This window comes from Promicromonospora soli, from assembly GCF_014653785.1.
Taxonomy (GTDB): domain Bacteria; phylum Actinomycetota; class Actinomycetes; order Actinomycetales; family Cellulomonadaceae; genus Promicromonospora; species Promicromonospora soli.
The window spans coordinates 195,598-222,467 of sequence record NZ_BNAS01000001.1; the positions used below are offsets into that span (position 1 = coordinate 195,598).

The 26,870-nt window shown below is 71.2% G+C and carries 22 protein-coding genes; 9 read left to right on the forward strand and 13 right to left on the reverse strand.

Going from position 1 to position 26,870, the window contains the following annotated elements; all coding sequences use genetic code 11:
- Positions 1–31 precede the first annotated feature (31 nt).
- Both IE250_RS00865 and IE250_RS00870 read left to right on the forward strand, forming a co-directional pair.
- Positions 32–1,276 carry an SseB family protein gene (locus IE250_RS00865; RefSeq protein WP_189667392.1) on the forward strand — a complete coding sequence of 415 codons (1,245 nt, stop codon included), beginning with the start codon at positions 32–34 and terminating at the stop codon, positions 1,274–1,276.
- A gap of 68 nt (positions 1,277–1,344) precedes the next feature.
- Positions 1,345–1,815 (forward strand): PPOX class F420-dependent oxidoreductase, encoded by a 471-nt coding sequence (locus IE250_RS00870; RefSeq protein WP_189667393.1) that lies wholly within the window; start codon positions 1,345–1,347, stop codon positions 1,813–1,815.
- A 25-nt stretch (positions 1,816–1,840) separates the two neighbouring features.
- Here IE250_RS00870 and IE250_RS00875 read toward each other — a convergent pair whose 3' ends face one another.
- The 3 genes from IE250_RS00875 to IE250_RS00885 are packed head-to-tail and all read right to left on the reverse strand — an operon-like array spanning position 1,841 to position 6,347.
- Positions 1,841–3,649: an insulinase family protein gene (locus IE250_RS00875; RefSeq protein WP_189667394.1), complete on the reverse strand. Its 1,809-nt coding sequence runs from the start codon at positions 3,647–3,649 to the stop codon at positions 1,841–1,843.
- Complete coding sequence (locus IE250_RS00880) at positions 3,646–5,364, reverse strand: peptidase M16 family protein (protein WP_189667395.1); 1,719 nt, start codon at positions 5,362–5,364, stop codon at positions 3,646–3,648. Before IE250_RS00880 ends, IE250_RS00875 begins: the two co-directional genes overlap by 4 nt.
- Positions 5,361–6,347 carry a hypothetical protein gene (locus tag IE250_RS00885; RefSeq protein WP_189667396.1) on the reverse strand — a complete coding sequence of 329 codons (987 nt, stop codon included), beginning with the start codon at positions 6,345–6,347 and terminating at the stop codon, positions 5,361–5,363. Before IE250_RS00885 ends, IE250_RS00880 begins: the two co-directional genes overlap by 4 nt.
- 180 nt (positions 6,348–6,527) lie before the next feature.
- Between IE250_RS00885 and IE250_RS00890 the strand changes: the two genes are divergently transcribed.
- Positions 6,528–7,742: a pyridoxal phosphate-dependent aminotransferase gene (locus IE250_RS00890; RefSeq protein WP_189667397.1), complete on the forward strand. Its 1,215-nt coding sequence runs from the start codon at positions 6,528–6,530 to the stop codon at positions 7,740–7,742.
- Between the two features lie 134 nt (positions 7,743–7,876).
- On the opposite strand, the gene IE250_RS00895 is transcribed toward IE250_RS00890, so the two are convergent.
- The 3 genes from IE250_RS00895 to IE250_RS00905 form a co-directional block, all read right to left on the reverse strand.
- Positions 7,877–8,986, reverse strand: a complete 1,110-nt coding sequence (locus tag IE250_RS00895; RefSeq protein WP_189667398.1) for an Rv2578c family radical SAM protein — start codon at positions 8,984–8,986, stop codon at positions 7,877–7,879.
- Positions 8,987–9,055: 69 nt separating this feature from the next.
- Positions 9,056–10,423 (reverse strand): histidine--tRNA ligase, encoded by a 1,368-nt coding sequence (gene hisS, locus IE250_RS00900; protein WP_189667399.1) that lies wholly within the window; start codon positions 10,421–10,423, stop codon positions 9,056–9,058.
- Positions 10,424–10,488: 65 nt separating this feature from the next.
- Positions 10,489–11,151, reverse strand: coding sequence for an MBL fold metallo-hydrolase (locus IE250_RS00905; protein ID WP_189667400.1), 663 nt, complete (start codon positions 11,149–11,151; stop codon positions 10,489–10,491).
- A gap of 203 nt (positions 11,152–11,354) precedes the next feature.
- Here IE250_RS00905 and IE250_RS00910 point away from each other — a divergent pair, with 203 nt between their 5' ends.
- The 4 genes from IE250_RS00910 (at position 11,355) to IE250_RS00925 (ending at position 16,007) form a co-directional block, all read left to right on the forward strand.
- Positions 11,355–12,128, forward strand: coding sequence for a peptidylprolyl isomerase (locus IE250_RS00910; protein ID WP_189667401.1), 774 nt, complete (start codon positions 11,355–11,357; stop codon positions 12,126–12,128).
- Positions 12,125–14,188: a DUF349 domain-containing protein gene (locus tag IE250_RS00915; protein ID WP_189667402.1), complete on the forward strand. Its 2,064-nt coding sequence runs from the start codon at positions 12,125–12,127 to the stop codon at positions 14,186–14,188. Before IE250_RS00910 ends, IE250_RS00915 begins: the two co-directional genes overlap by 4 nt.
- A gap of 97 nt (positions 14,189–14,285) precedes the next feature.
- Positions 14,286–14,906: a hypothetical protein gene (locus tag IE250_RS00920; RefSeq protein WP_189667403.1), complete on the forward strand. Its 621-nt coding sequence runs from the start codon at positions 14,286–14,288 to the stop codon at positions 14,904–14,906.
- A gap of 9 nt (positions 14,907–14,915) precedes the next feature.
- On the forward strand, positions 14,916–16,007 hold the full coding sequence (locus tag IE250_RS00925; protein ID WP_189667404.1) for a DNA polymerase domain-containing protein: 1,092 nt from the start codon (positions 14,916–14,918) through the stop codon (positions 16,005–16,007).
- Positions 16,008–16,085: 78 nt separating this feature from the next.
- Here IE250_RS00925 and IE250_RS00930 read toward each other — a convergent pair whose 3' ends face one another.
- Positions 16,086–16,355 carry a DUF7218 family protein gene (locus tag IE250_RS00930; RefSeq protein ID WP_189667405.1) on the reverse strand — a complete coding sequence of 90 codons (270 nt, stop codon included), beginning with the start codon at positions 16,353–16,355 and terminating at the stop codon, positions 16,086–16,088.
- A gap of 120 nt (positions 16,356–16,475) precedes the next feature.
- Between IE250_RS00930 and IE250_RS00935 the strand changes: the two genes are divergently transcribed.
- Positions 16,476–17,039 carry a dihydrofolate reductase family protein gene (locus IE250_RS00935; protein ID WP_189667406.1) on the forward strand — a complete coding sequence of 188 codons (564 nt, stop codon included), beginning with the start codon at positions 16,476–16,478 and terminating at the stop codon, positions 17,037–17,039.
- A 15-nt stretch (positions 17,040–17,054) separates the two neighbouring features.
- The gene (locus tag IE250_RS00940; RefSeq protein WP_189667407.1) at positions 17,055–18,266 is read left to right on the forward strand and encodes an ATP-dependent DNA ligase; all 1,212 of its coding nucleotides are present in this window, start codon (positions 17,055–17,057) and stop codon (positions 18,264–18,266) included.
- A gap of 11 nt (positions 18,267–18,277) precedes the next feature.
- Here the strand turns inward: IE250_RS00940 and IE250_RS00945 are convergent, their stop codons facing one another.
- From IE250_RS00945 to IE250_RS00970, 6 genes are all read right to left on the reverse strand, one after another.
- On the reverse strand, positions 18,278–19,072 hold the full coding sequence (locus tag IE250_RS00945) for a (2Fe-2S)-binding protein (protein ID WP_189667408.1): 795 nt from the start codon (positions 19,070–19,072) through the stop codon (positions 18,278–18,280).
- Positions 19,073–19,084: 12 nt separating this feature from the next.
- Positions 19,085–20,800, reverse strand: coding sequence for an ABC transporter ATP-binding protein (locus IE250_RS00950; RefSeq protein ID WP_189667409.1), 1,716 nt, complete (start codon positions 20,798–20,800; stop codon positions 19,085–19,087).
- Positions 20,797–21,669, reverse strand: a complete 873-nt coding sequence (locus IE250_RS00955; protein WP_189667410.1) for an ABC transporter permease — start codon at positions 21,667–21,669, stop codon at positions 20,797–20,799. The genes IE250_RS00950 and IE250_RS00955 overlap by 4 nt, the downstream gene beginning before the upstream one ends.
- Positions 21,669–22,688 (reverse strand): ABC transporter permease, encoded by a 1,020-nt coding sequence (locus IE250_RS00960; RefSeq protein ID WP_189667411.1) that lies wholly within the window; start codon positions 22,686–22,688, stop codon positions 21,669–21,671. The genes IE250_RS00955 and IE250_RS00960 overlap by 1 nt, the downstream gene beginning before the upstream one ends.
- Positions 22,685–24,310 carry an ABC transporter substrate-binding protein gene (locus IE250_RS00965; RefSeq protein ID WP_189667412.1) on the reverse strand — a complete coding sequence of 542 codons (1,626 nt, stop codon included), beginning with the start codon at positions 24,308–24,310 and terminating at the stop codon, positions 22,685–22,687. The genes IE250_RS00960 and IE250_RS00965 overlap by 4 nt, the downstream gene beginning before the upstream one ends.
- Positions 24,311–24,510: 200 nt before the next feature.
- Positions 24,511–26,853, reverse strand: coding sequence for a RelA/SpoT family protein (locus tag IE250_RS00970; RefSeq protein WP_189667413.1), 2,343 nt, complete (start codon positions 26,851–26,853; stop codon positions 24,511–24,513).
- Positions 26,854–26,870: the final 17 nt, after the last annotated feature.

The window sequence follows — 26,870 nt, forward strand, 5'->3', positions numbered from 1 at the left end:
CGACCATGACGACCACCAGGAGTAAGCAGGCATGACCGACGTTCCATCCGTGGAGAGCCCCACGCCGCCCGAGCCTCAGCGGCCCCCAGCCTCCGTCGCGCCGCGGTCCGACGTCGGATCAGCTGCCCTCGCCCTCGCTCTCGCCGCCGGCGACCGCGCCGCCGTCGGCCGGTCCCTGCGGGACGACGTAGTCGTGGTGCCGATCCTCGATCGCGAGGACGGCACACCCCAGGTACAGGTGTTCCCCGCGCCGGAGGGCTCGGACAAGCCCTACCAGCTGCACCTGTTCTCCTCGACCCAGACGCTGTCGGCGTTCCTCCAGGACGCACCGGACCGCGCCTTCAGCCTGCGCCGTCGCGAGTCGCTGGCGCCGTTCATCACCCGGCACGGCGCCGCGCTCGAGCAGGTGGTCATCGACCCCGCCGGGCCCAGCCCGATGTCGTTGGGGGTCGCCGAGACCCTGGCCCTCCTCGACCCGCAGCCGCCCGCCGACGACCCGACCGGGCTGTTCGACGAGACAGGTACAGGGATCAGCGGCGAGGCCCTGCACGCCCTGGGCACGGTCGAGGACCCCGGCGGGTTCCGCGGCATCGGCATCGAGCTGAACCTGCCCGACCACTGGGCCATCATCGAGCTCGACGAGCCCGAGCAGCGCGAACGTCAGATCCGCGAGATCGTCAAGCAGCAGACGGTCAAGCTGAGCGACCGCTCCGCACCCCTGCGGCGCGACCTGCGGCAGAAGATGATCGAGGTGGCCGACAAGGCGGAGGCCGCCGGCGGGAAGGTCATGGCCTACCTGCTCCTGCCCGGCCAGGAGACGGCGCTCGCGCTGAACGTGACCCTCTACTGGCACGACCTGGGGCCCGAGGCCGGCAGCACCAGCCACCTCCAGCGCATCCAGGACCGCCTCGAGGCCAACCTCGGTCCCGACGACGCGCTCACGCGCACCGAGACCCTGTCCGGCCCGTTCCTGCGCCACATCCGGCTCACGCACGGTTCCGAGGAGGTCGGCGGCCAGGACGTCCCGCTGCTCCTGATCGACTACTGGGCCGAGGCGCCCGGCAAGCAGTCGGTGGCGCGGCTCGCGTTCTCCACGCCGCACGTCGGCATCCGCGACGAGATGCTGCGGCTGACCGACAAGGTCCTGTTCTCCACGGAGTGGATCCTCGGCCAGCCGAGCGAGAACACGCCGACGGATGCGTCACCGGAACCCGGCCCTGCCGAGCCGAGCCCCGCGACGCCCGCTCCGACAGCGCCGAGCCCGGCCGGCGTCTGACCCGGTGGGAGGGAGCCCTGGCGAGCCGTCGCCAGGGCTCCTGCCCTGCCTGGCGTACCCTGCTGCGCATGCCCAGGACGATCGCTACCAACACCACAGTGACCCGTGACGAGCTGCTGGAGTTCCTCCGCTCGCGCCGCAACGGGATCCTCGTGACCAGCCGGGCCGACGGCGCCCCGCAGCTCAGCCCCGTGACGTACGGGGTAGACCCGCAGGGGCGCGTCGTCGTCTCCACCTACCCGGAGCGGGCAAAGGTGCGGAACCTGAGGAAGCGGCCCGCGGCGTCGTTCATGGCGCTCGGCGAGGGCTTCAACGAGGCCTGGGTCCAGCTGGACGGCACCGCCGAGGTGCTGGACATCCCCGAGTCGGTCGAGCCGCTGGTCGACTACTTCCGCGCCGCAGCCGGCAAGGAGCACCCCGACTGGGACGAGTACCGCGCGGCCATGGTCGAGCAGGGCAAGTCCATAGTGCGGATCACCATCGAGCGGTGGGGTCCGATCGCGACGGGCGGGTTCCCTGCTCGGCTCGCGGAGGGGTGACCCGCCCGGTCGTCGCCACCGGGCGTCAGTCGTTCTTCTCGGCGGCGCCCTTCGCCTCGCCGCCCAGCCGCAGGATCGCCCGATAGGACAGCCAGGACACGCCGGCACTGCCGAGACCGGCCGGAACGACGACGGCGAGCTTCCGCCACGTACCGTCCCCGTCGAGCCAGGCACCCACTTCTCCGAGGGTGAGGACGGCAGCCAGAATGGTGCCCCCGACACCGGCGAGCAGCACGAGGACGAGGAGGAGGACTACCGCCGCCTTGCCGAGCTCCAACACCACCTTGCCGAGCTCCAGCACCGCCTTGCCGGTGGAGGCCGCCGCGGCCCCAGCGGTCCGCAGGATGCCGTCCTCCTCGACCTCGCGGTCGGCGCGCGCCCGGGCCGCCCGGGCGATCTGCTCCTTGACCGGCCGCTCCGGCGCCGCCGCGCGGGGCACGGGCACCACCAGTTCCTCGGGCACGTGCCGGTCGACGAGCTCGGCGAGGTCCCGCCCGCCGAGGTCGTCATGCAGGGTCGGTTCGAACGGCACCTGCGCACCGTCCAGCCCGACCAGGAGACGCCCGCCGTCGGGATAGGCCAGCAGAGCGGCGGTCTCGCCGAACCGGACCGTCGTCAAGGTCCGTCCCTCGCGCAGCGTGGCGCCCTCGTCGCCGACCACGATCGTCGCGTCGGCATCGAGACGCTCGAAGGCCCGACCCGGGACGACGTCTCCTGCCCCACGGTGCAGGAGCTGTGTCCCGGCCCACCCTGCGCCCACCGGCGTCACCAGCAGCCCGCGATCCCAGACCTCTCGGGCCAGCGCGACGACGACGTCCGCAGTCACCCCGGAGATCGCGGCCCGCCGCTCGGCCGGCGTCGGGACCGGCAGGCCCAGAAGCGTCAGGACGGCGTCCTGGGGCAACCACATGGCCTCCTGGTGCGGCTCGTCGTACGGCGCCAGCAGATGGGCCCGCACAGTGACCAGCTCGTCGTCGGTGACGACGTGCCGCAGGCGCCCCAGCGTGTCCAGGAACTCGCCCGTCGCCTGCCCAGCGGTCTCGGGCCGAAGACCCGCCGAGATCTGGAGGCTCGCCTGCCGACCGTCGAGCGGACTCACCACCGCTGAGACGTCGTACGTCCAGCCGTGGTCCATGCGAACGCTCTGGAACAGCGCACGCCGCGCGACCTCCGCCAGCACGGCGAGGGCCGGGACGTCAGGCACGACCGCGTCCCAGATCACCTTGGCGCCGCCGGCCGGTGCCTCGGCCGGCAGCTCCAACGCCGTGTCGGGAACGCTCAATGGCGGGTAGGCGGCGGAGCCGACCGCTCCGGCGGGCAGCTCCAGGTCCAGCTCCGGCTCGTCGTCGCCCGTGTACCAGGCGACCGCGTTGGCCCGGGTGAACCGTTCGGCGGCCCAGGCCCGAAGGTCGGCGTCGGTGATCCGGTGCAGCCCCACGTAGTGCCCCGGACCCAGGCCGTACCCCTGGAGGCCGTACCGCCAGGCCAGGACGCCGACGCTGTCCGTCGCACGCTCGTGCAGCGCACGGGTCTCGGTCGCACGGTGCAGCACCGGCAGGCTCGCCAGGGCGCGTGTCAGGTCGCGCAGGGTCGTCCGCACGCGGTCGCTGGACCCGCTCACACGGACGTGGGTCACTGTGGGGCCCACCGAGGCGTCGATCTCGAGGCTCGGCCGCTCCACCGCGCGCAGCGCCAACGCCACCACCAGCGAGGTGATGCCGCTGGTCGCGAGCGTCTCGTCGGCGAGGCCCACCCGGAACACCAGACCACCTGTAGTGCGGCCCGGGCGCCCGGCGTGGAGCACGCGGGGCACCTCGTGGGCGGCGGTCGTCATCGCGCCCCCTTGCCGTGCCGCTTGCGGACCAGCGCCACCGAGGCCGCACCCAGGGCGAGCAGCGGGAGAACGCCCAGGCGGATCTCGAGGTCCAGAAGCTCCTCTGCCGCGAGCTGTCCTCCGCCGAGCACGAGGAACCCGACGACCCACAGGCCGACCAGGCGCTCGATCGTCCCCGAGACCGACGTCCGATCCGCTCGCTTCGCGCCCGGGGGCCTGGGCGGTTCCGCCACCGGGACTCGCTCCGGATCCCGCGGCGGGTGGTGCACGATGACGTCCGCGGCGACCCGCGAGTCCACGTGCCTCGCCACGTCCTCGCCGGTGAGGTCCCGGTACACGGTCGGCTCGATCAGGACCCGGAATCCATCAGCCCCGGTGAGCACACGGGCGCCGTCGGGCACGGTCTCCAGCAGGACGCAGTCGGCGAAGCGCACCGTGACGGCCCCCTGCGGCGCGACCAGCCCTACGCCGTCCTCGGCGAGGACGAGCGAGACGTCCGGGGCGTCGATGCGCCGGAACTCACGCCCCCGTGCACGCTGCTCCGACCACTGCGGGACGGGGACGATGCCCGCCCAGTCCAGGGCTCCAGGCACGTACCAGAGCGCAGTGCCCCACAGGTCGCGGGCGACGGCGCGGACGTCGTCAGCCGTGACGAGCTCGACGTGCGCCCTGATGGTCTCCGCGCCTTCAACCGGGCGCCCGTTGAGCACGCGGTATGCGACCGACGGGAGCATGTCCGCGGCGGGCAGCTCCGCTACCCCTGCCAGCTCCTCGACGGCAGCGGTACGCGCGGCCGCCAGGTCGTCGTCCGCGACGTAGAACCAGAGTCTGCCCAGCGCGTCCGCCACCGCGCCGGCCACCGAACCCTGACGTCCCTCAGCGGCCTGGACCACCACGCCTATCCGCGCCTGGTCGGGGTTCAGGGCCTCGTAGCTCACGTCGACCGAGCTAGCGATGTCCGCGTCCCGGCGCAGCGTCCCGTGCAGCACCTCCCTCATGACACCCGCCGTCAGCTGACCCGCCTTCCCGTGCGGTACCAGCGCGTCGAGCGCCACACCGTCACGCAGCCCGGCCAGGTACGCAGGGGTACCGCGGAGCACGTTCGTGACGGTCGGCGATGGCATGCGGCTGCCCGCGGGGAGCCGCAGGTCCAGGCCGTCCGGGACGGCGTCCGCCGTGATCCAGGCGACAGCGTTCTCCCGGGTGAACCATCGCGCGGCCCACTCCCGCACCTCGTCCGGCGTGATCCGGTCCAGGCCGCGCTCTCCATAGCCCACGAGCCCATGGCCGCGAGCGCCGTGGCGGTTGATCCGCAGCTGTCCGCCGAAGCCGGGGCTCCTCCCGTCGGACTCGGACCGCAGGATGTCCTTCTCGGTCTCGATCAGGTCGAGCGGCAGGTCGCGCAGCGACTCGCAGACTGCGTTGAGGTAGGCGACGACGTCGGCGGCGGACCCGGCCACGTGGAACAGCGTGACGTCCGAGCGCGTGTGCCCGTTGAGGTGGGCCTCGCTGAGCACCTGGGTGCGCAGTGCGAGGTGCTCGATCAGGTGCGTGATGCCAGCCGTGGCCAGCGTCTCGTCGGCCGAACCGACGCGGAAGATGATGCCGCCGGTCGTGTTGCCCTCGCGGGGCGCGAGGAGCAGCGGGACGCCGTCAGCCTCGGCGAGGGTGATGCCGGGCAGGTCCGTCAGCACCGGGAGCGCGGGGGCGGTCATACCCGCACGCCCTTGCGACCGGCGGCCTTCGACCCTGCCTTGGCGGCGGCGGCGCGCTGCGCCCGGTACCGCACCTCGGGCCGGAGGTCGTAGTAGTCCCAAAGGCCCTGGGCAGGCAAGTCCCCGAGCGCCTCGAAATGGGGCCAGGCCTCGGCCGGTCGCTTGGCGATCGTGAAGAACAGCGCGAAGTTCGTGTGGGCCGTCGCGCTCGCGGCGGTCCGGACGTGCTCAGGGTGCAGCACCGTGGCGGCCGCTGCCGCGCGGATCCGCTCGACCATCGCGGGCGGCACGGCCTTCTCCCCGTCGAGCCACCGTTCGACCGCGTAGTCGACCACGAGGGCAGGGCCGAGTGAACCCGGCGCCACGCCGGTCGCACACTCCTCGACGAACCGCGACGCCTCCTCCCACGAGCCGCTCCACTTGGGCAGGACCTGCTGGAGATACATGCGCTGTGCGGCGAACACACCCGGGTCGAGGGCCGCGAGCCGGTCGTACCGGCGTCGCGCCTCACCATGCCCGAGCTCAAGGCCACGGGCCGTGGTGATGCGGGCGTCCCAGGCCGGCACGTAGCCGGGGTGTTCCGCGCACACGTTGAACAGGAGGCGCTCGGCCCGCCGGAGCCAGTCGTGGAACTGCTCGAACTGGCTGGCCGAGACGTGCTCCGCCCGGTACCGCGTGCGGATCGACCAGCCGACCGCGGTGTACCGGACTGCGCGGAGCGTCCGGGCCAGCGGCGTGCCGTCGTCGGCCGCGTCGATGGCCGCCGTGAACTGTCGCGCCTGGTCCGACAACCCGGTCGCGGTCCCGGCGATCCCCATCAGAGCGGTCGAGAGGTCGTCGTTCGCCCTGAGGGGGCACAGGAGCGCGAGCGCCTTCGCGATGTCGCCGGCCGCGCAGGCCGCTCGGAGAGCGGCGCCGTCGGGCACGTTGGCCAACGGGTCGAAGAAAGCGGCGGCTGGTGCCTCGTCATGGGGAGTGGCCATCTGATACCTGTCCGGGCGTTCGAGTGGATGGGGCGCTGATCGCCCGACGGGAGGCTACTGGTGCCGCGGACCGCACCGGGCCGGATCCCGGCTGTTGCCCGGGTGAACTTCGCGAGACGGGATGCCTCTGCGCACCCTCACGATGACTACCAACGGGGCCAGGTCTGAGAGCATGTGCCGGTGCGAGAGATCAGGCAGAGCCGCAAGCTGAAGTCGGTCCGTTACGACGTCCGGGGTCCCATCCTCGAGGAGGCGTACCGGCTCGAGGCCGAGGGCCACCACATCCTCAAGCTGAACATCGGCAACCCGGCGCCGTTCGGGTTCGAAGCGCCGGACGCGATCCTGGCAGACATGATCCACCACCTGCCGGAGGCGCAGGGCTACAGCGACAGCCGTGGCATCTACTCGGCGCGCACGGCCGTGGCGCACTACTACCAGTCGCACGGCCTCGACACCCACGTGGACGACGTCTACGTGGGCAACGGCGTGTCCGAGATGATCAGCCTGGTGCTGCAGGCGCTGATCGACGACGGCGACGAGGTGCTGGTCCCCGCGCCGGACTACCCGTTGTGGACCGGGGCCGTGAGCCTGCAGGGCGGCACGCCCGTGCACTACCTGTGCGACGAGGACAACGGCTGGAACCCTGACCTCGAGAACATCGAGTCGCTGATCACCCCCGCCACCAGGGCGCTCGTGATCATCAACCCGAACAACCCGACCGGCGCCGTGTACAGCGAGTCCACCGTCAAGGGCCTGGCGGAGCTGGCGCGCAAGCACGACCTGGTGCTCCTGAGCGACGAGATCTACGAGAAGATCCTGTTCGACGGCGCCACCCACCACCACACCGCCACCTTCGCGGGCGACGACGTCCTCTGCATCACGTTCAGCGGCCTGTCGAAGGCGTACCGGATCTGCGGCTACCGCTCGGGCTGGGCCATGATCTCCGGCCCCAAGCACCGCGCCGCCGACTTCATCGAGGGTCTGACCCTGGTGGCGAACATGCGCATGTGTGCCAACGTGCCGGCACAGCACGCCATCCAGACGGCGCTGGGCGGCTACCAGTCGATCGACCAGCTCATCGTGCCCGGCGGCCGGTTCTACGAGCAGTCCATGCTGGCCGACAAGCTGCTCAACGAGATCCCGGGTGTCACCTCCGTGCGGCCACGCGGGGCGCTGTACTGCTTCCCGCGGCTCGACCCCGAGGTGTACCCGATCAAGGACGACGAGGCGTTCGTCATCGGCCTGCTGCGCGACAAGAAGATCCTCGTCACGCACGGGACCGGGTTCAACTGGCCCGAGCCGGACCACTTCCGCCTGGTGACGCTGCCCGACGTCGACGTGCTCACCGAGGCGATCGGCCGGATCGCGGAGCACCTGGAGACCCTGCGGGCCTGACTGCTCCTCGACGGGAGCACTCGCCCCCGTTCAGCATGCACTTGCTCCGGGAATCGAGCCGGTTTCCGGGAGCAAGCGCATGCTGAACGGGAGTCAGCTCAAGGGCGGTCAGCCTCGGTCCGTGGTCGGGCTCATCAGAACAAGGTCTCGCTTCCGACGTCCGTGGCCAAGGACGCCGCACCGGTGCCGTCGGCGCGCACGCCGCTGAAGGCACCCCGCGGGTAGTCGCCCTCCGCGTGCTGATCGCCCTCGGTCTCGCCGCGGGCCCGGGCGCGGTGCATGGCGCTGCCGCCCAGCCCGCGCTCGTCGATCAGTGGCCGCACCCGCTCCCAGAGCCAGTCCCGGTAGCCCTTGTGCGCGTAGGCACCACGGGCGTAGACCCGCCCGTAACCCTCCACCAGGTGCGGGTGTGACCGTTCGAGCCAGCCCAGGTACCACTCGCGGGCGCCGGGGCGCAGGTGCAGGGGCAGGACGGTGACACCGGTCGCACCGGCGTCGACCAGGGTGTCGAGCAGCCGTTCGAGGTGCGCCAGCGAGTCGGTGAGCCACGGCAGGACCGGCGCGACCATGACCCCGCACGGCAGGCCTGCCGCCCTGATCGCGCGGATCAGGTCGAGGCGGGCGCGCGGCGAGGGCGTGCCGGGTTCAACGGACTGCTGCAGCTCCTCGTCGGCGAAGGCAAGGGAAACTCCCAGCCCGACGTCGACCCGCTCTGCCGCCTGCACCAGCAGCGGCAGGTCGCGCCGCAGGAGCGTGCCCTTGGTCAGGATCGAGAACGGCGTGCCCGAGTCCGCGAGCGCCGAGATGATGCCGGGCATGAGCTTGTAGCGGCCCTCTGCCCGCTGGTACGGGTCGGTGTTGGTGCCGAGTGCGACGGGCTCGTGGGTCCAGGACGGCTTGGCCAGCTCGGCGCGCAGCACCTGGTCGGCGTTGACCTTGACGACGACCTGGGAGTCGAAGTCGTGCCCGGCGTCCAGGTCGAGATATTCATGAGTATTTCGGGCAAAACAGTAAAAGCAGGCATGCGAGCAGCCGCGATAGGGGTTGATCGTCCAGCGGAACGGCATTTGCGACGCCGCCGGGACCTTCGACAGCGCGCTCTTGGCCAGCACCTCGTGGAACGTCACGCCCGCGAACTCCGGCGACCGGACGGTGCGCAGCAGGCCCGCGGTGCGCAGCCCGGGCAGCTCGAGCCCGGGCAGCGCACCATCGTCGTGATCGATCGCCTGACCTTGCCAACGCATACCCTGATTCGAACACTCGTTCGAGCCAAGGTCAAGTGGAGCATGCCTGCGGCATCCAGGCGCTGGGCCTCAGCCCTTCGGGATCACCCGGGGCCAGCGGTCCTCGGCCGGCGGCTCCCATGTCGCGGCGTCGGCGTCTACCTGATCGCCGGAGCGGATGTCCTTGACCTGGTCGGCCACGGCGCCGTCGTCGCCCACGGACCCCGGGAACCATACGAACGGGATACCGCGCCGGTCGGCGTACTTGATCTGCTTGCCGAACCTCGCGGCGCTCGGCGCCACCTCGACCGGGATGTCCCGGGCCCGCAGGGCCGTGGCCACGGCGTCGGACGCCGCGCGCTCCTCCTCGGACGTCACCGCGACCAGCACCGCGGACGGCACAGACCGGGTCGCCTCCACCAGCTCCGCGGAGAGCAGCCGCGAGACGAGGCGGGAGACGCCGATGGACAGCCCGACGCCCGGATACGTGTTCTTGCCGTCGGAGGCGAGCGTGTCGTAGCGGCCGCCGGAGCAGACCGAGCCGAGCTGCTCGTGCCCCACCAGCACCGTCTCGTACACCGAGCCCGTGTAGTAGTCGAGGCCACGCGCGATCTTCAGGTCCGCCACGACCACGCCCGGCGCCCGCTCGGAGGCGGCAGCGATGAGCGCCCCCAGCTCGGCCAGGCCGGTCTCCAGCAGCTCGGTCACGGCGCCGTGGGACTCGGCGAGGGCCCGCACCTCGGCGATCACGCCGACGTCCGACCCCGAGATCGACGCCAGCGCCAGGCAGGCCTTTGCCTGGTCCTCTGTGGCGCCACACTCGGTCACGAGCAGCTCGGACACCCTGTCCGGGCCGATCTTGTCGAGCTTGTCGATCTGGCGCAGCACGCCCTCGACGTCGTCCAGGCCGATGCCGCGGTAGAAGCCCTCGGCGACCCGGCGGTTGTTCACCAGGATCCGGACCGGCGGCAGGCCGATCTCGCTCAGCGCGCCGAGCGCCTCGGCCATGACCAGCGGGGCCTCGACCTCAAAGTGGTACGGCAGCTCGCCCGCGCCGACGATGTCGATGTCGGCCTGGATGAACTCGCGGAAGCGGCCCTCCTGGGGGCGCTCGCCGCGCCAGACCTTCTGGATCTGGTAGCGCCGGAGGGGGAACGCAAGCTTGCCTGCGTTCTCCAGCACGTAGCGCGCAAACGGCACGGTCAGGTCGAAGTGGAGGCCGAGCTGCTTGTCGGGGATCTGGCTGTTCTCCTCCTGGAGGCGGGACAGCAGGTAGACCTCCTTGGAGGTCTCGCCCTTGCGGAGCAGCTGGTCCAGCGGCTCCACGGCCCGCGTCTCGATCCCGGCGAACCCGTGCAGCTCGAAGGTGTGCCGCAGCGTGTCGAGGACGTGCTGCTCGACGATGCGACCGTCAGGGAGCCATTCGGGGAAACCGGAGAGAGGAGTGGGCTTTGCCATGCCTCAGATCTTCCCACGAGCGCCGGGTGGTCAGCCCAGCTTTTCCACAGCGCGGGCGTACGCCCTCACGCTCGGCCCGCGGCGAGGAATGGGTTCGTCTCCAGCTCGTGCGCCACCGTGGTGGTGGGCCCGTGCCCTGGCACGACGGCGAGCGCCGGGTCCAGCGCGCGCACCACGGCGCGCAGCGTCTCGGTCATCACCTGGCCCGAGCCGCCGTGCAGGTCGGTGCGGCCGACGGAGCCCGCGAACAGGACGTCGCCGGTCAGGACCACCTCGTCGTCGAGGCGGTAGAGCGTGGATCCCTCGGTGTGGCCGGGCGCGTGCAGGGCGTGCAGCGTGACCTCGCCGAAGGTCAGCGTCGCGGAACCGCCGGGAGTGGCGAACGGCTCGACGACGGCGGGCGCGCGGTAGTCGTCGCGGTGCAGCCCGAGCGCGTTCTCCAGCGCGGGGCTGAGGGTGCCGAACGGGTCGGCCAGCCGGTAGGCGTCCGCCTCGTGCAGCCTCATCGGGATCCCGTACCGCTCGCACAGGGCTCCCGCGTCCCAGGTGTGGTCGGCGTGGCCGTGCGTGGCGAGGACGGCGCGCGGCGTGAGGCCCGCGCCGTCGATCAGCCGCCCGACGGCGTCGGCCACCCCGGCGCCGGCGTCCACGACGACGCAGTCGGTGCCCGACGACACGACACAGCAGTTGGTCCCGAACACCGGCGCGACGACTAGACGGAGCTCCACGCGGCCCACGGTAGCGGCAGGCGTCCCCGCCGGCAGACCCCATCTTCACCCCGGTGCGAAACGGCTCAGACAGTGTGACCTGGCGTCCGATGCCTACACTGTCCCCGCACGGGGTGATTCGCCCCGGATCCGGCAGTGAAACGGTCCAGCGGGATCGCACACGGGTCGAGGCGAGCACCAGAGAGCACGGAGAAGGGAACGCGGTGGCGTCCACCAAGCAGCGGCAGCGCGCTCAGCAGACCAAGCAGGCGGAGAAGCGGGCGCAGCGGCAGGCAGCCAAGCGCGCCCAGAGGCAGCGCCTCTGGATGCTGATCGCGCTGTTCACGGTCCTCGCGCTCGTCGGCGCCTTCGTGGTCGCCGCCCTGATCAACACCGGCGGGTCGGACGACGCTGACGCCGGCGCCTGCCCTGCCGGCGTCGAGGAGGCGCGGGAGGACTACGAGCTCGCCGACCCCGAGGTCGCTGAGGACCGCACCTGGACCGTCACGCTGCAGGCCTGCTCGGGCGACACGGAGGCCGACATCGTCCTCGAGCTCGACGGCGCACGCGCCCCGCAGGCCGTGGCCAGCTTCGTCACGCTCGCCCAGGGTGACTACTTCGACGGCACCGGCTGCCACCGCCTGGTGACGCAAGGTATCTTCGTGCTCCAGTGCGGCGACCCGACCTTCACGGGTTCCGGCAGCCCTGGCTACTCGTTCGGCCCCGTCGAGAATGCCCCGGCGGACGACGTCTACCCCGCCGGTACGGTCGCGATGGCGCGCCAGAGCGGCGACGCCGAGTCCATGGGCTCCCAGTTCTTCCTCGTCTACGAGGAATCGACCATCCCCTCCGACGCCGCCGGCGGGTACACGGTCTTCGGCACGATCACATCCGGCTTGGACTTTGTCCAGGCAGTCGCTGACGCGGGAACGGCAGGCGGTGCACCAGACGGTGAGCCTGTCGATCCGGTCACCATCGAAGGAGTTGAGACCCAGTGAGCGAACCCACTTCTCGCTCGTCCGAGCCCGTCCAGCAGGACGCGCCCGCCGAGCCCGTGGCCGAGACTCCGACCGCAGCCGAATCTCCCGCAGAGGCGGTGAGCGAAGCGCCTGAGGCAGCCGTCGAGGCGGACGCACCAGCGGAGGCACCCGAGGTCCCCGCAGAGGCGGCCCCCGAGGACCCCGCTGAGGAGCTTGCCGTCGAGGAGGCTGCCGAACCCGAGGCCGAGGCGCCTGCCGCGGAGGTCACGGAGGTCACGGAGGTCACTGAGGAAGCCCCGGCTGAGGAGGCTCCGGCTGCCGAGGCCGAGGTCCCCGCGGAAGACGCTCCCGCCGAGGAGGCCCCGGCTGAGGCTGAGGCTGCCGCGGAAGAAACTCCTGCCGAGGAAGCTGCGGCCAAGGCTGAAGCTGAGGTTGAGGTTGAGGCTGCCGCGGAGGACGCTCCCGCCGAAGCGGCCCCGGCCGTCGAGGAAGCTCCCGCCGCCGAAGCCGAGGTCCCCGCCGAGGAAGCTCCTGCGGACGAGACCCCGACGGCCGAGGCTGCCGCCGAAGAAGCTCCCGTCGCTGAGACCCCTGCCGCGGAGGCACCGGCCGCCGAGGCCGAGGCCCCGACGGAGGAGCCCGCCCCCGTCTCGACTCCTGCCCCGAAGCCCGCCACGCCCAAGCCGTCGGCGATCCCGTCGCCGGCCGCGCTCGCGCGTCCGCGGCCGCCCAAGCCGGGCGCGCCGTCGGCTCCGGCGGCGCAGTCCGCCCCGGCGACCGCGCCCGCCCCGGTGGTGCCCGCTGCCGCCGACGCCGTCGCGCACGCCGAGGCGGAGAAGTTCGGCCGCGTCGACTCCGATGGCAACGTGTACGTGCGCGACTCCGCAGGTGAGCGCGTCGTGGGTCAGTTCCCGGGTGTCACCACCGAGGAGGCGCTGGCCCTGTACGTGCGCCGGTACCTCGACCTGAGCGCGAAGGTCGGCCTGTTCGAGGCCCGCCTGGAGAGCGCGGACCTGGGTGTGCGCGAGATCGACCAGACGCTCCAGAAGCTCACCGAGGAGACGGCCGAGCCAGCCGCCGTCGGCGATCTGGACGCCCTCCGGGGCCGGGTCGAGGTGCTGCGGGGCCTCTCCGCGGAGCGTCGGGCCGCCCTGGAGGAGGCGCGTAGCGCCGCGAAGGCGGAGGCCGTCGCGTCCCGCACCGCGATCGTGGAGGCCGCCGAGAAGATCGCGGCGACCGACCCGAGCAAGATGCAGTGGCGACCCGCCGGCGAGGAGCTGCGTTCCCTGCTGGACCGCTGGAAGGACGCTCAGCGCTCCGGGCCGCGGATCGACCGCCCCACCGAAGAGTCTCTCTGGAAGCGGTTCAGCCACGCCCGCACCGCGTTCGACCGCGAGCGCCGGCACTTCTTCGCCGACCTGGAGCAGCGCAACAGCGCCGCCAAGACCGAGAAGGAGAAGCTGGTCTCGGAGGCGGAGGCGCTGTCCACCAGCACCGACTGGGGCTACACGGCGGGCGCCTACCGCGACCTCATGACGCGCTGGAAGGCGGCGGGCCGTGCGTCCCGCAAGGACGACGACGCCCTGTGGGCTCGCTTCCGGGCCGCCCAGGACCGGTTCTTCGAGGCCAGGGACGCCGAGAACGCGGTCATCGACGCGGAGTACGGCGAGAACCTGAAGGTCAAGGAGGAGCTCCTCCTCGAGGCTGAGGCGCTGGTGCCGGTCAAGGACCTGAACAAGGCCAAGGCCGTGCTGCGTAACATCCAGGAGCGCTGGGAGGAGGCCGGCAAGGTCCCGCGCGGCGACATCCAGCGTGTGGAGGGCCGCCTGCGCGCGGTCGAGACCGCGATCCGCGACGCTGACCAGGCGCAGTGGAAGCGCAGCAACCCGGAGACGCGTGCGCGCGCCGAGGGTGCGGCCGCGCAGCTCGAGGCCGCGATCGAGGGCCTCGAGGCCGACCTCGCGGCCGCCCAGGCCAAGGGTGACAAGCGCAAGGTGTCGGAGCTGGAGGCCGCGGTCGCGGCCCGCCGCTCGTGGCTCGAGCAGGTAGTCAAGGCAGCCCAGGACTCCCGAGGCTGAGCCCAGGGGCGGCGCCGGCTCGCGCTGCCTCTGACTTGTCCACAGCGGGCCCGGTAGCGCACTGCGCGACCGGGCCCGCTGCACGTAGGTTCTGCGCATGCCGTCCCAGCTCACCTCCCTCGCCGCGCTCCTCGACCCCGGTCCGGAGCCCGCCCCGATCGTGGTCACTCCGGCACACGTCGGCGGCCCGGTGGCCTGGTCCGACCTGCGGCGTTCCGGCGCCCTGGTCGAGCTGCACGACGGCGCGGCGGTCGCGATCGGCTCCGTCGTCGGGCCTCGGCACCGTGCCCTCGCGCTCGCGCACGAGGTGCCTGCCCGCTGCGTCCTGGCCGCGTCCACCGCCGCGTGGGTCTACACGGGACTGCACGGCGGCGTCGTCTCCCCGGCCTGGCCCGCCGGTGCGCCGATCGAGCTGGCCTACTCCCCCGACACCCACTGCCCCGTGGCGCGCCCGCGACAGGTCGCGCGGCGCGCACCGGGGCTCGCGCGGGACACGATCCACCTCGCGGGTGTCCCCGTGACGCGGCTGACCCGCACCGCTATCGATGTCGCCTGCACCGCGCCGGCGGCGGCCGCCGTACCCATCCTCGTCGCCCTGTCCGAGCGTGGTGTGGACCTGCGGCACGCGGAGCGCGTGCTCGACCAGCGAGCCCGCGTGGTGGGCCGCCCCGCGGCACACCGGGCGCTTTCAGCAGCGCTGGAGCAGCTGGCGGGCTAGGTTCGGTGCATGGCCGGATCAAAGACACCCGCGGTGGAGCTCGACGTCGCAGGCCGCACGGTGCGCGTCACGAGCCCGGACCGCGTGGTCTTCCCCCGAGGAATCACCAAGCTGCAGGTCGTCGAGTACTTCGTCGCCGTGTCCGACGGCATCACCGGCGCCCTCCTGGACCGCCCCACCACGCTGGAGCGTTGGCCGAAGGGCTGGCACGAGGGCGCCCGCCTCACCGCGCGCATGCCGAAGCCGGACGACCCGAAGGGCGACGGCTTCTACCAGAAGCGCGTCCCGAAGGGCGCGCCGGGCTATGTCGAGACGGCGACCATCGCGTTCCCGTCTGGCCGGACCGCGGACGAGGTGTGCCCCACCGAGCCCGCCGTCGTGGCCTGGGCCGCGAACGTGGGTACGCTCACCTTCCACCCGTGGCCGGTCCGGCGGGACGACGTCGAGGCGGTCGACCAGCTGCGCATCGACCTCGACCCGCAGCCCGGCACGGCCTTCGCCGAGGCCGCCGCCGTCGCCCCGCACCTGCGGGAGCTGCTCGGGGAGCTGAACCTGATCGGGTACCCCAAGACCTCCGGCGGCCGTGGGCTGCACGTGTTCGTGCCGCTGGAGCCCCGGTGGACGTTCACCGAGGGTCGGCGGGCGACCATCGCCATCGGGCGCGAGCTGGAGCGCCGCCTGCCCGGCAAGGTCACTACGCGGTGGTGGAAGGAGGAGCGCGGCGAGGCGATCTTCGTGGACTACAACCAGATGGCCCGTGACCGCACCATCGCCTCCGCCTACTCGATCCGCGCGAACGGGCGCGCCACCGTCTCGATGCCCCTGGAGTGGGACGAGGTCGACAAGGTGCATCCCGACGACTTCGACGTCCTGACTGCTCCCGGTCGGTTCGCGGAGCGGGGCGACCTGTTCGCGGCGCTGCGGGCCGACCGCGACCCCGAGCTGGACTGCTCCCTGGACGACGCGCTGGAGCTCGCGGCCCGCGACGAGGCCGACGGGCTCGAGGACCTGCCCTACCCGCCCGAGTACCCGAAGATGCCGGGCGAGCCCAAGCGGGTCCAGCCCAGCCGCGACAAGGACCGGGACAGGACAAAGGACTGATCCTTGGTTGTGGGCGCGATCGTTGCGCCTATATCGGTCGCGTGGTCGCAACCGTCACGCCCACAACCCAAGACCGGGTCAGTGGTTCCGCAGCGCCTTGACGAGCTCGCCCTTGCGCATCGAGGACCGGCCCTCGATGCCGATCTCGGCCGCACGCTTGCGCAGCCGCTCGACCGTCCAGTTGTCGTAGTCGCCGCTCCTGCCGCCCTTGCGGCCGAGGCTCTTGCGGGACGAGCCGGCGGCGGCGTTCGCTATGCGTGCCGCCTTCTCCTTGGAGTTGCCCTCGTCGCGCAGCTTCTCGTACAACTCCTTGTCCTTGACGCTCGGGCCAGGGTCACGCCTCGGCATGGCTGCTCCTCCCCTCAGTCTGGTCGTTCACTCTCCACGATGGCGCAGCCCCGGACGACTCGCACGCTCGCGGACCGAGTGGGCCGATGAGTTCCACCCCGCTGCGGCGTCGGAACGTACATGGGAATCCTGCGCTACTTCGCCAACATGTCCGCCGACGGGTACACCGTCGACGCCGAGGGGAAGTTCGACTGGATAGTGCCCACCGACGAGGTGCTCGCGTTCATCAACGAGATCGAGGCGGACGTCGCCGTCTACATCCACGGCCGGCGCATGTACGAGACGATGGTCTACTGGGAGACCCACGAACCGGGGCCCGACCCCAACCCGCACATGACGCGGTACGCGGAGATCTGGCAGGGGGTGGAGAAGATCGTCGCGTCGTCGTCCCTGCCCGAGGAGGCCGTCGCGTCGGCGCGGACCCGCCTCGTGCGCGACCTGCAGCTCGGCGAGCTGCGGCGGATCGCCAACTGCGCGCCCGGCGCCGTCTCCGTGGGCGGGCCCACCGTGGCTGCCGAACCCATCCGGCACGGGCTCATCGACGAGTTCCGCTTCTTTGTCTACCCGGAGGTCGTGGGCGGCGGCCTGCCGGCGCTGCCACCCGGCGCCCGGCTCAGCCTGCGCCTCGTCGACACCCGGACGTTCGCGAACGGGTGCGTCTACCTGCGTTACGTGCCGCGCTGAGGCAGCCTTGACGACATGACCACTCTCGACCTGCCGGTGCAGCCCCCGGTCCTGCCGATGCTCGCCAAGAGCGTGGCGGCGATCCCCGCCCAGCCACCCGCTGACGACGCCGGCCCCGCGTACGTCTACGAGCCCAAGTGGGACGGCTTCCGCGCCATCGTGTACCGCGACGGCGACGACGTGCGGATCGACTCGCGCAACGCGAAACCGATGGACCGCTACTTCCCGGACGTCGTCGCCGCGGTCCGCGGGGCCCTCCCGGAACGGTGCGTGGTCGACGGCGAGATCGTCATCGCGCAGACCTCCGGGGTCTCGACGGGCTCGACCACCGGGACGGGCTCGACCACCGGGACGGGCTCGCCCACCGGGGCGCACCTGGACTTCGAGCTGCTTTCCCAGCGCATCCACCCGGCGGCGTCCCGCGTGAACATGCTCGCCGAGACCACCCCCGCCGCGCTGGTCGTGTTCGACGTGCTCGCCCTGGGCGACGAGTCGCTCGTGGACCGGCCGCTGACCGAGCGCCTCGCGGCGCTGGACGGGCTCGGCCTGAAGGGGCCGCTCGTGTTCGCGACGCCCCGCACGCTGGACGCTTCGCTGGCCACCGAGTGGTTCGGCTCGTTCGAGGGCGCGGGCCTGGACGGCGTGGTCGCCAAGCCCGCGGACGGCGTCTACGCGCCCAACAAGCGCGCCATGCTGAAGATCAAGCACACGCGCACCGCCGACGTCTTGCTGGCGGGCTACCGGCTGCACAAGACCTCGACGCCCCAGGCGCCGCTGGTGGGCTCGCTGCTGCTGGGCCTGTGGGACGAGTCCGACGAGGAGCCGCGGCTGCAGTTCGTCGGGGTGGCGGCGTCGTTCTCCGCGGCCCGCCGCGCGGAGCTCGTCGAGGAGCTCGCCCCTCTGGTCGTGGAGCCCGGCACGCCCGCGGCGGACGAGCACCCATGGCGCGGCTGGACCGACCCGGCGAACGCCGAGGCCGGGGACCGGCTGCCCGGCGCGCAGTCACGCTGGAGCTCGGGCAAGGACCTGTCGTTCACGCCGCTGCGGCCGGAGCGGGTGCTCGAGGTGGGCTACGACCACATGGAGGGCACCCGGTTCCGGCACACCGCGCAGTTCAAGCGCTGGCGCCCGGACCGCGAGCCGACGTCGTGCACCTACGAGCAGCTGGAGGAGCCGGTCAGCTTCGACCTCGGCGAGCTGCTCCCGGGCGCCCCGGGGACCGCCTGACGCGGCCGCGGTCAATGGGGCATTGTGCCCCGTCGGAGGACCTCACGGTAGTTCGCGATGCGGTCCGAGACCGAGTCGAGGCAACAGCTCGAACACTTCGTCTTCTCCGCCGAGGTGTAGTAGAGGCAACATGTGTCCCGCAGGTAGAACAATCCTTCTCGGTCGCCTTCCCGGAGCCGGATGACCCGGCCCAGCTTCTCGAACCCGACGTCCGTGGCGGACAGGAACGCGTTGTACCGCTCCTCGATCAGGTCGACGTCCTGACCCATGCGACTGGCCAGGCAGAACGCGGCCGCGCAGCCGTGCGCGGCACCACCCATCAGCTGCCGGTACCCGGCGCGGGTCCTGGTGTGCATCGCCTCCACCAGCGGGACGAGATGCTGGTGCACGACCTGCTCCACCAGCAGCTCGACCGGCGCACCGGCTGTCACGGTCGCCTCCCGCAGCCCGTACCCCTCGAACCCGTGATGGTCGCTCAGGCGAACCGCGACGTTCGAGGCACGCATGTCGATGACGACATCCTCCAGCGCCCACGCCAGCATGGCTGCGGAGGTGACGGTCCCGGCATAGACCGCCATCACGGTCAGCGCCGTCGCATGCTCCGACACCTGGCCGCTCGCCACCCGCTCGGCCTCCAGGACGGCTGCCAGCTCGGGTGAGCCGGGATCGTGCAGCCGTTCGCACGCGATCCAGTCGTCCGAGCCGGCCAGGTCGCGCTGAAGGGCGAACCGGTCCGCGATACCGGCCAGGCGGTCGAACACGTCGGTAGCGGGAGGAAATCCGGCAACGTTGGGGGCTGGTCGCATCAAGGCCTTCTCTCAGTGGTGGGAGGCAGCAAGCAGCTGCGCGGTGTACTCGTGCTCAGGGCTGGAGCTGATGGTGCCGCACGCTCCGGCTTCGACCACGCGGCCGTGGCGGAGGACCACGATCCGGTCGCACGACTGGATCGCCTCTCCCATGTCGTGGGTGACGAACACGACTGCCAGGCCACGCTCGGTGGCGACCGACCGCAGCGTGGTCGCGATGCCACCGCGGGTGGACACGTCCAGCATGGACGACGCCTCGTCGGCTACCAGCAGCTCCGGATCGTTCACCAGGGCGCGGGCGATCGAGACCCGCTGCCGCTGCCCGCCGGACAGCTGACCCGGGTACCGGCCCAGCAACGACTCGGGCAGACCCGCTGCGGCCAGTGCCGAGCGAATCTTCCCGTCATGTTCGCCACGAGGAACCTTGGCGATGACGAGCGGCTCGGCGATGAGTGCGGCGACCTTCATGCCCGGGTGCAACGAGTCGTACGGATCCTGATGGATGAACCCGACGCGGCGTTGTACCGCGCGCAACCGTCGTCCGCGGGATCCAGTGACCTCGTCCTTCCCGAGCGTCACGGCACCCTGGCTGGGCCGGATCAGGCCCAGCGCGATACGCGCGAGGGTGGACTTGCCCGACCCGCTCTCACCGACGAGGCCGATGATCTCGCCGCGGCCAACGGTCAGGTCGACGCCGTTCAGAGCGGTCGTCGTGCGGCTCCGCGACCGGTAGGTGTGCTGGATGCCCGACATGGTCAGTACCGGGTCGCCGCACGTACCGGCAGCTCTCGGCACCGCCGGGTAGCCGACGTCTGTCGCCACCTCGACCCTGTGGCAAGCGACCGCGCCGTCCCCGACGACCCGGAGATCAGGCACGGTGGTGCGGCACTCGTCGGCCGCGACGGGGCAACGTGGCGCGAACCGGCACCCTTCCGGGAGATCGTCCAATGGTGGCGCGGATCCTGAGATGCTTGCCCAAGTGACGGTCCGGTCCGTCGACGGGGTCGCGGCCAGCAGGCCGGCCGTGTACGGATGGTGCCGGCCCTGATGCAGCGACGTCACCGGCACCACTTCGGCCAGCCGACCCGCATACATGACTGCGAATCGGTCCGCGTAGGGCAGCAGCCCGGCCATGTCGTGGGACACGATGAGAGTGCTGATGCCGAGCGAGGCGATGAGCCCGAGGACCTTGCCCTGCATGACCGCGTCCAGGCCAGTCGTGGGTTCGTCGGCGATGAGCAGGTCCGGGTCTCCGGCGAGCGCGAGCGCGATCGCGACTCGCTGCCGCTGCCCCCCGGACAGCTGGTGGGAGTAGCTGTGCAGCTCGCGCGCCGTCAGGCCCACCCGTTCGAGCAGGTCCCCCGGCTCCGCCGTCCCGTCGTGCACGGTCAGCATCTCGCGCAGCTGGGCCTCGACACGGTGGATCGGGCTGAGGCCGGACATCGCCCCTTGCGGGACGATGCCGATGCGGCGGCCCCGGATTCCGCGCCAGTCCTCGACCGCACCGAGGTCAAGGTCGGGGTGGCGGTCGCTGCGCAGCACTCCGCGACCGCTAACCTCGGCACTCCCGGGCAGCAGCCCGGCGAGGGCTCGGGCCAGGCTTGTCTTGCCGCAGCCGCTCTCCCCGACGACGGCGACCACCTCGCCGTCCGCGACCTCGAGGTCGACATGGTCGACGGCGACCTTGCCGCCGTAGCGGACCGTGATGTCTTGCACCGACAGCGTCATCGCGACTCCTGCAGATTCGGATTGAGGCGGTCCTCGATAGAGGTGCCGACCAGGGCGAGGGCGACGACGGTGAGAGTGATCGCCAGGCCCGGAGGCCCGGCCCACCACAGCCATGCGTCGGAGAGGAAGACGCCGTTGACCTGCACCCAGTACAAGGTGGTGCCCCAGCTCGGGACGGTCGGGTCGCCCAGGCCGAGGAAGGACAGCGTGGCGTCATAGACGATGGCGCGCATCGCGGTCCGCACGAAGACCGGGACCAGCAGCGGGCCGATCAAGTAGGAGGCGTGTCTGGCCAGCAGCCACGCGTGCCCTGCCCCCATGGCGCGGGCCGCCTCGAAGTGGGCCCGCGACCACGACGTCAGCACCGCGGCACGCAGCACGCGTGCCGGGGCGGGCCAGAGGATGAGCGCGAGGATGGCGGCACGGATGCCGAAGCTCTGTCCGAGGAACGTCGCGACCAGGATGAACAGCACCAGCTCGGGCAGCACGAGCATCACGTCGATGCCCCGCATGATGGTCGCCGACAGCCATCGCGGCCCGATGCCGGCCATGCCGCCCAGGATGGCCGCGAGGACCGTGGTAACCGCGGCAACGAGGAACGCCAGGGTGAGCGAGGTGCCGGCGCCGACGAGGAGCTGGTCGAGCAGGTCGCGGCCCAGGTCGTCGGTGCCGAGCGGGTGGGCGCCGGACGGCGCCTCGTACGGCACCGCCTCTCGGGTCTTTCCCGCCCCGTCAGGAAGGAAGAAGAACCCGTAGGCCGCCGTGCCGACGATCAGCGCGAGCAGCGCCGCACCGGCACGCCCTTGACGGCCCAAGAGGTCACGGCGTCGCGGTCGGGCGCCGGCCTCCGGAACGGTGGCAGCACTCATCAGGATTCACCTCCGGTACGGGTCCGCGGGTCCAGCAGGGGGTAGGTCAGGTCTGCCAACAGGTTCATCAGGACGACCATGAGGGTCAGCACGAGGAACGTGCCCTGCATCAGGGGGTAGTCGCGCGCCGCGATCGCGCCGAAGGTGAGCCGGCCCAGGCCCGGATACGCGAACACGGTCTCCACGACGATGGCTCCGGCGGCCAGGAAACCGATGTCGAGCATGATCAGGGTGTGCACAGGCAGCAGGGCCGGGCGGAGCACATGGCGACGCACCAGCCTGCCCCGCGGGATGCCACGGGCGTGCGCGTGCTGGACCGGCTCGCTGGTCAGCACGTTCAGCATCGAGGACCGGGTGTACAGGAAGATGTAGCCGATGCCGGTGATGGTGAGCGTCGCCACCGGGAGCACCAGGTGCTGGGCGAGGCCGGTGACCGTGACGCCGTCGGGCCCAGTGGCGCCGAAGGTCGGTGCGACCTGCCACTTCACGCCGAACCACACGATGAGCACCATCGCCAGCCAGAACTGCGGGATCGAGTCGACCACGATCGCGCCGATGAGAGTGCCTGCACCCTTGCCCTCGCTGCGGCGCAGGCCCCCGATGACCCCGAGGGCGATGCCGATCAGGGTTGTGCACACGATGCTCGTCCCGACCAGCAGCAAGGTCCACGGCAGCGCCTCGCCGATCGCCTCGGTGACCGTACGCCCGTCGGACAACGACGTCCCCAGGTCAAGGGTGACGACGCTCCTGAGGTAGGCGAAGAACTGGACGTGGACCGGGTCACCGAAGCCGTACTCGGTCGCGATCTGGGCGCGCTCCTCCGCCGTGAGCCGAGCCAGCGCCTCCGGGCTACCGAAGAGCTTGAGCGGCCCGCCGGGCAGCGCCCGGGGAAGCAGGAAGTTCAGCGTCACTGCGACGAACAGCACGACCACGTACTCCGCGACGCGGCCCCCGAGGTAGGTCACGCGTCCGGGCCGGCCCAGGGAGGTGTCGGGCGCGGACGTCTGGATGGCGCTCACAGGTCGTAGTCGACGAACGAGAAGCCGTTCAGGACGGACCTGCCGTCCTGCCACGTCCACCCGCTGTAGGTGTCGCTCCGGAACGCGTACGCACCGTCTCTGTAGTACAGCGTGACCCACGGCGCTTGCTCCGCGATGCGCGTCTGCAGGTCGGCGGCGGCGGCGACGCGACCCTCGAGGGTCTCCTCGGCGGTGAGTGCGTCCAGGGCGGCATCGGTCTCCGGGTCCGAGAACCCGGCCACGTTCAGCGGCCCGTCGGCCGGGTCGGAGTACAGCAGCTGCGCGATGAGACCGCTGGACAGCATGACCGGCGCGGACCAGCCCCACATCGACATGTCGTAGTTGCGGCCCTGCGCGACGTCATAGTCCGGCCACACTTTCGCATCGAGGGAGTCGGACTCCATCGAGGAGATCTTCACCTCTATCCCCACCTCGGAAAGCATCTCGCGGATCAGCTCAGCCGAGCGGAGCCGGTCCGTGGAGGTCGACTGCACGAGCAGGTCGTAGGACATCGGCTCCCCGTCGAGGACCCGGACGCCGTCCGCGCCGGGCTCGGCGCCGAGCTCGTCCAGAGCGGCGTTCGCCGCGTCGACGTCATAGGGGGAACCGTCGCCTGCGGCCATCGGCGAGGCCGGGTGGACGAAGCCCGGGCTGCCGGGCGTGCCGGAACCGAGGAGCGCTGTGTCGATCAGGTCCCTGGTGTCGATGGCCTGCGTGATGGCGCGCCGCACAGCCGGGTCGTCGAACGGTGGACGGCCGTTGTTGAACAGCAGCAGCGTGGAGGCGAACTCAGTGCCTTCCACGATCTCGATGTTGGCCTGGCTCTGGAGCTGCTCCAGCTGCTGCGGCGGCACGATGCGGGTGGACATGTCGATCTCGCCCGTCCGCAGCGCGGCGAACTGCGTCGACTCCTCGGGGATGACGGCGACCTCGATGGTGCCGACCTTCACCTCACCCGGCGCGTAGTCGGGGTTGGCGGTAAGGGTGTATCCGCGGGAGTTGTCGTAGCTGTCGAGCACATACGGCCCGGACCCGACGGCAAGGTCGGCGCCGGCCTCGCTGACCTTCTGCACATCGGCCCACAGGTGCTCGGGGAGGATGGCCATGTCGGCGAGGACCATCCGCGAGAACTCCGGGTCCGGCCGGTCGAGCACCATCGTGACGGTGCTGCCCTCGGCTGAGACGTCCTCGATCATGCTGACGTCCACGGCGGAGTCGCCCTCCGCGTGGTCGCGGTAGAACTCCACGCTGAAGACGACGTCCTCAGCGGTGAGCTCCTCGCCGTCGTGCCAGGTGAGCCCGTCACGCAGGGGGAGCGTGTAGGTCTGGTTGTCCTCGGTCTTCAGCTCCTCGGCGAGCAGGCCGACGACCTCGTCGCCTCTGACGACCGCGAGCGTGTCGAAGACGAGCTTCACCAGGTTGTTGCCGGGGTACCCGGTCTGGTTGGTGAAGGGCGTCAGCGTGCCCTCGTCCGAGGCGATCGCGATGGTGACCTTGTCAGCCGTCTCGTGGCTTGCCCCGGGCTCCGACGTGCCGCTTCCACCTCCCCCACCACAGGCGCTCAGCATCAGGGCGAGCACGGCTACCGAGCTCGTCGCGAACTTCCGGCGTCGGAACTGCACGGGTACCTCCCAGGGGTATACGGCGCGATCGGATCACCGTAGGGCTGAGAGGGAATGGTGTGAAGAGGAGAAAGCGAAACTTAACGTGCTGGATACCCACAGGGGGTACCAATTCGGTCAAAGCAGGCCATAGCGGTCACCTGCGGCAACCGGACATCGCGGGGTATCGACAGGCTCGACCGGGAGCGGACTGTCGATTCTCAGACCGGGAGCTGCGGCCGGTCCACCGGCTTGGTGCCGGTGATGCGGTGCACGTCGAACACGCCCTCGACCTTCCGGACCGCCGCGAGGACGGTCGCGAGGTGCGCGGGCTCGGCCATCTCGAAGATGAACCGCGAGACGGCCAGCCGGTCGTCCGACGTCGAGACGAACGCCGACAGGATGTTGACGTGGTTCTCGGACAGCACACGCGTGACGTCCGACAGGAGCCGCGAACGGTCGAGCGCCTCGACCTGGATCTGGACCAGGAACATCGTGTTGGCGCCCTGCGTCCACTCCACCTCGACCAGGCGCTCCGGCTGCTTGCGCAGCCCGTCCAGGTTCACGCAGTCCGTGCGGTGCACGCTCACGCCCTGGCCGCGGGTGACGAAGCCGACGATGTCGTCGCCCGGCACCGGGGTGCAGCACTTGGCGAGCTTGACCCATACGTCCGCGGAGTCGGAGCCCTTGAGCATGACGCCCGGGTCGCCCGCGCGCACGCGCCGGGCGGTGAGCCCGCCGGGCCGGGCCGCCTCGGCGACGTCCTCCTCCGCGCCGTCGGCTCCACCGAGCGCCTTGACGAGCTTCTCCACGACGTGCGCGGACGAGACCTGCCCCTCGCCGACGGCGGCGTACAGTGCCGACACGTCCTGGTAGTTCATCTCGTTCGCGACCCCGACCAGGGTCTCGTGCGACATGAGGCGCTGGATCGGCAGACCCTGCTTGCGCATCGACTTGGCGATCGCGTCCTTGCCGGTCTCGACGGCTTCCTCGCGACGCTCCTTGGTGAACCACTGGCGGATCTTGTTCCGCGCGCGCGGCGACTTCACGAACCCGAGCCAGTCGCGGCTCGGCCCGGCCGTCTCCGACTTCGAGGTGAGGATGTCGACGACGTCGCCGTTCTCCAGCGGCGAGTCCAGCGGCACGAGGCGGCCGTTCACGCGGGCGCCCATCGTGCGGTGGCCCACCTCCGTGTGCACGGCGTACGCGAAGTCGACGGGCGTCGCGCCGCCCGGCAGCGCCATCGCCATGCCCTTCGGCGTGAAGACGTAGACCTCGTCGCCGCCGATCTCGAACCGCAGCGAGTCGAGGAACTCCGCCGGGTCGGCGGTCTCGCGCTGCCAGTCCACGAGCTGGCGCAGCCAGGCCATGTCCTGGTTCTTCGGGTCGTTGCCACCCGTCCCGCCGGCGGGCGTCTTCTCCTTGTACTTCCAGTGCGCCGCGACGCCGTACTCGGCCCGCCGGTGCATGTCGTGCGTGCGGATCTGGATCTCCACGGGCTTGCCGCCCGGGCCGATCACCGTCGTGTGCAGCGACTGGTACATGTTGAACTTCGGCATCGCGATGTAGTCCTTGAACCGGCCGGGAACCGGGTTCCACCGCGCATGCATTGCGCCGAGCGCCGCATAACAGTCGCGCACGGTGTCCACGAGGACGCGCGTGCCGACGAGGTCGTAGATCTCCGCGAAGTCGTGACCGCGAACGATCATCTTCTGGTAGATCGAGTAGTAGTGCTTCGGCCGGCCCGTCACGGCGGCCTTGATCTTGGCGCTGCGCAGGTCGGACTCGATCTGGCCCTTCACCACGCCGAGGTACTCCTCGCGCGCGGGGGCCCGCTCGGCCACGAGGTGCACGATCTCGTCGTACACCTTGGGGTACAGGGCCTGGAAGGACAGGTCCTCCAGCTCCCACTTGATGGTGTTCATGCCCAGCCGGTGGGCCAGGGGCGCGTAGATCTCGACGGTCTCGCGCGCCTTGCGCTCCGCCGACTTGGACGGTACGTACTTCCAGGTGCGGGCGTTGTGCAGGCGGTCGGCCAGCTTGATGACCAGCACGCGGATGTCCTTGGCCATCGCCACGACCATCTTGCGCACGGTCTCGGCCTGCGCCGCGTCGCCGTACTTCACCTTGTCGAGCTTGGTGACGCCGTCCACCAGCAGCGCGACGTCGTCGCCGAAATCGGTGCGCAGCGTGTCCAGCGAGTAGTCGGTGTCCTCCACCGTGTCGTGCAGCAGCGCCGCCGCGATGGTGGTGCCCTCGAAGCCGAGCTCGGCCAGGATCGTGGAGACCGCGACGGGGTGCGTGATGTACGGGTCGCCGCTCTTGCGCATCTGCCCGCGGTGGGCCTTCTCCGCGACGACGTAGGCTCGCTCTATCAGGGAGACGTCGGCCTTGGGGTGGTTGCTGCGGATCGCCTGCAGCAGCGGCTCGATCGCCGCGGGCGTGCCGCCACCCACGCTACGCACACCGAGGCGCACCAGCCGGTTCCGCATCCGGTTGCCACCGGGCGGAGTGGGCGGGCTCTTCTCAGGCACAGGAGCGCGTGACACCGTGTTCTCCGCCATGTACGCGCCTCCTTCCC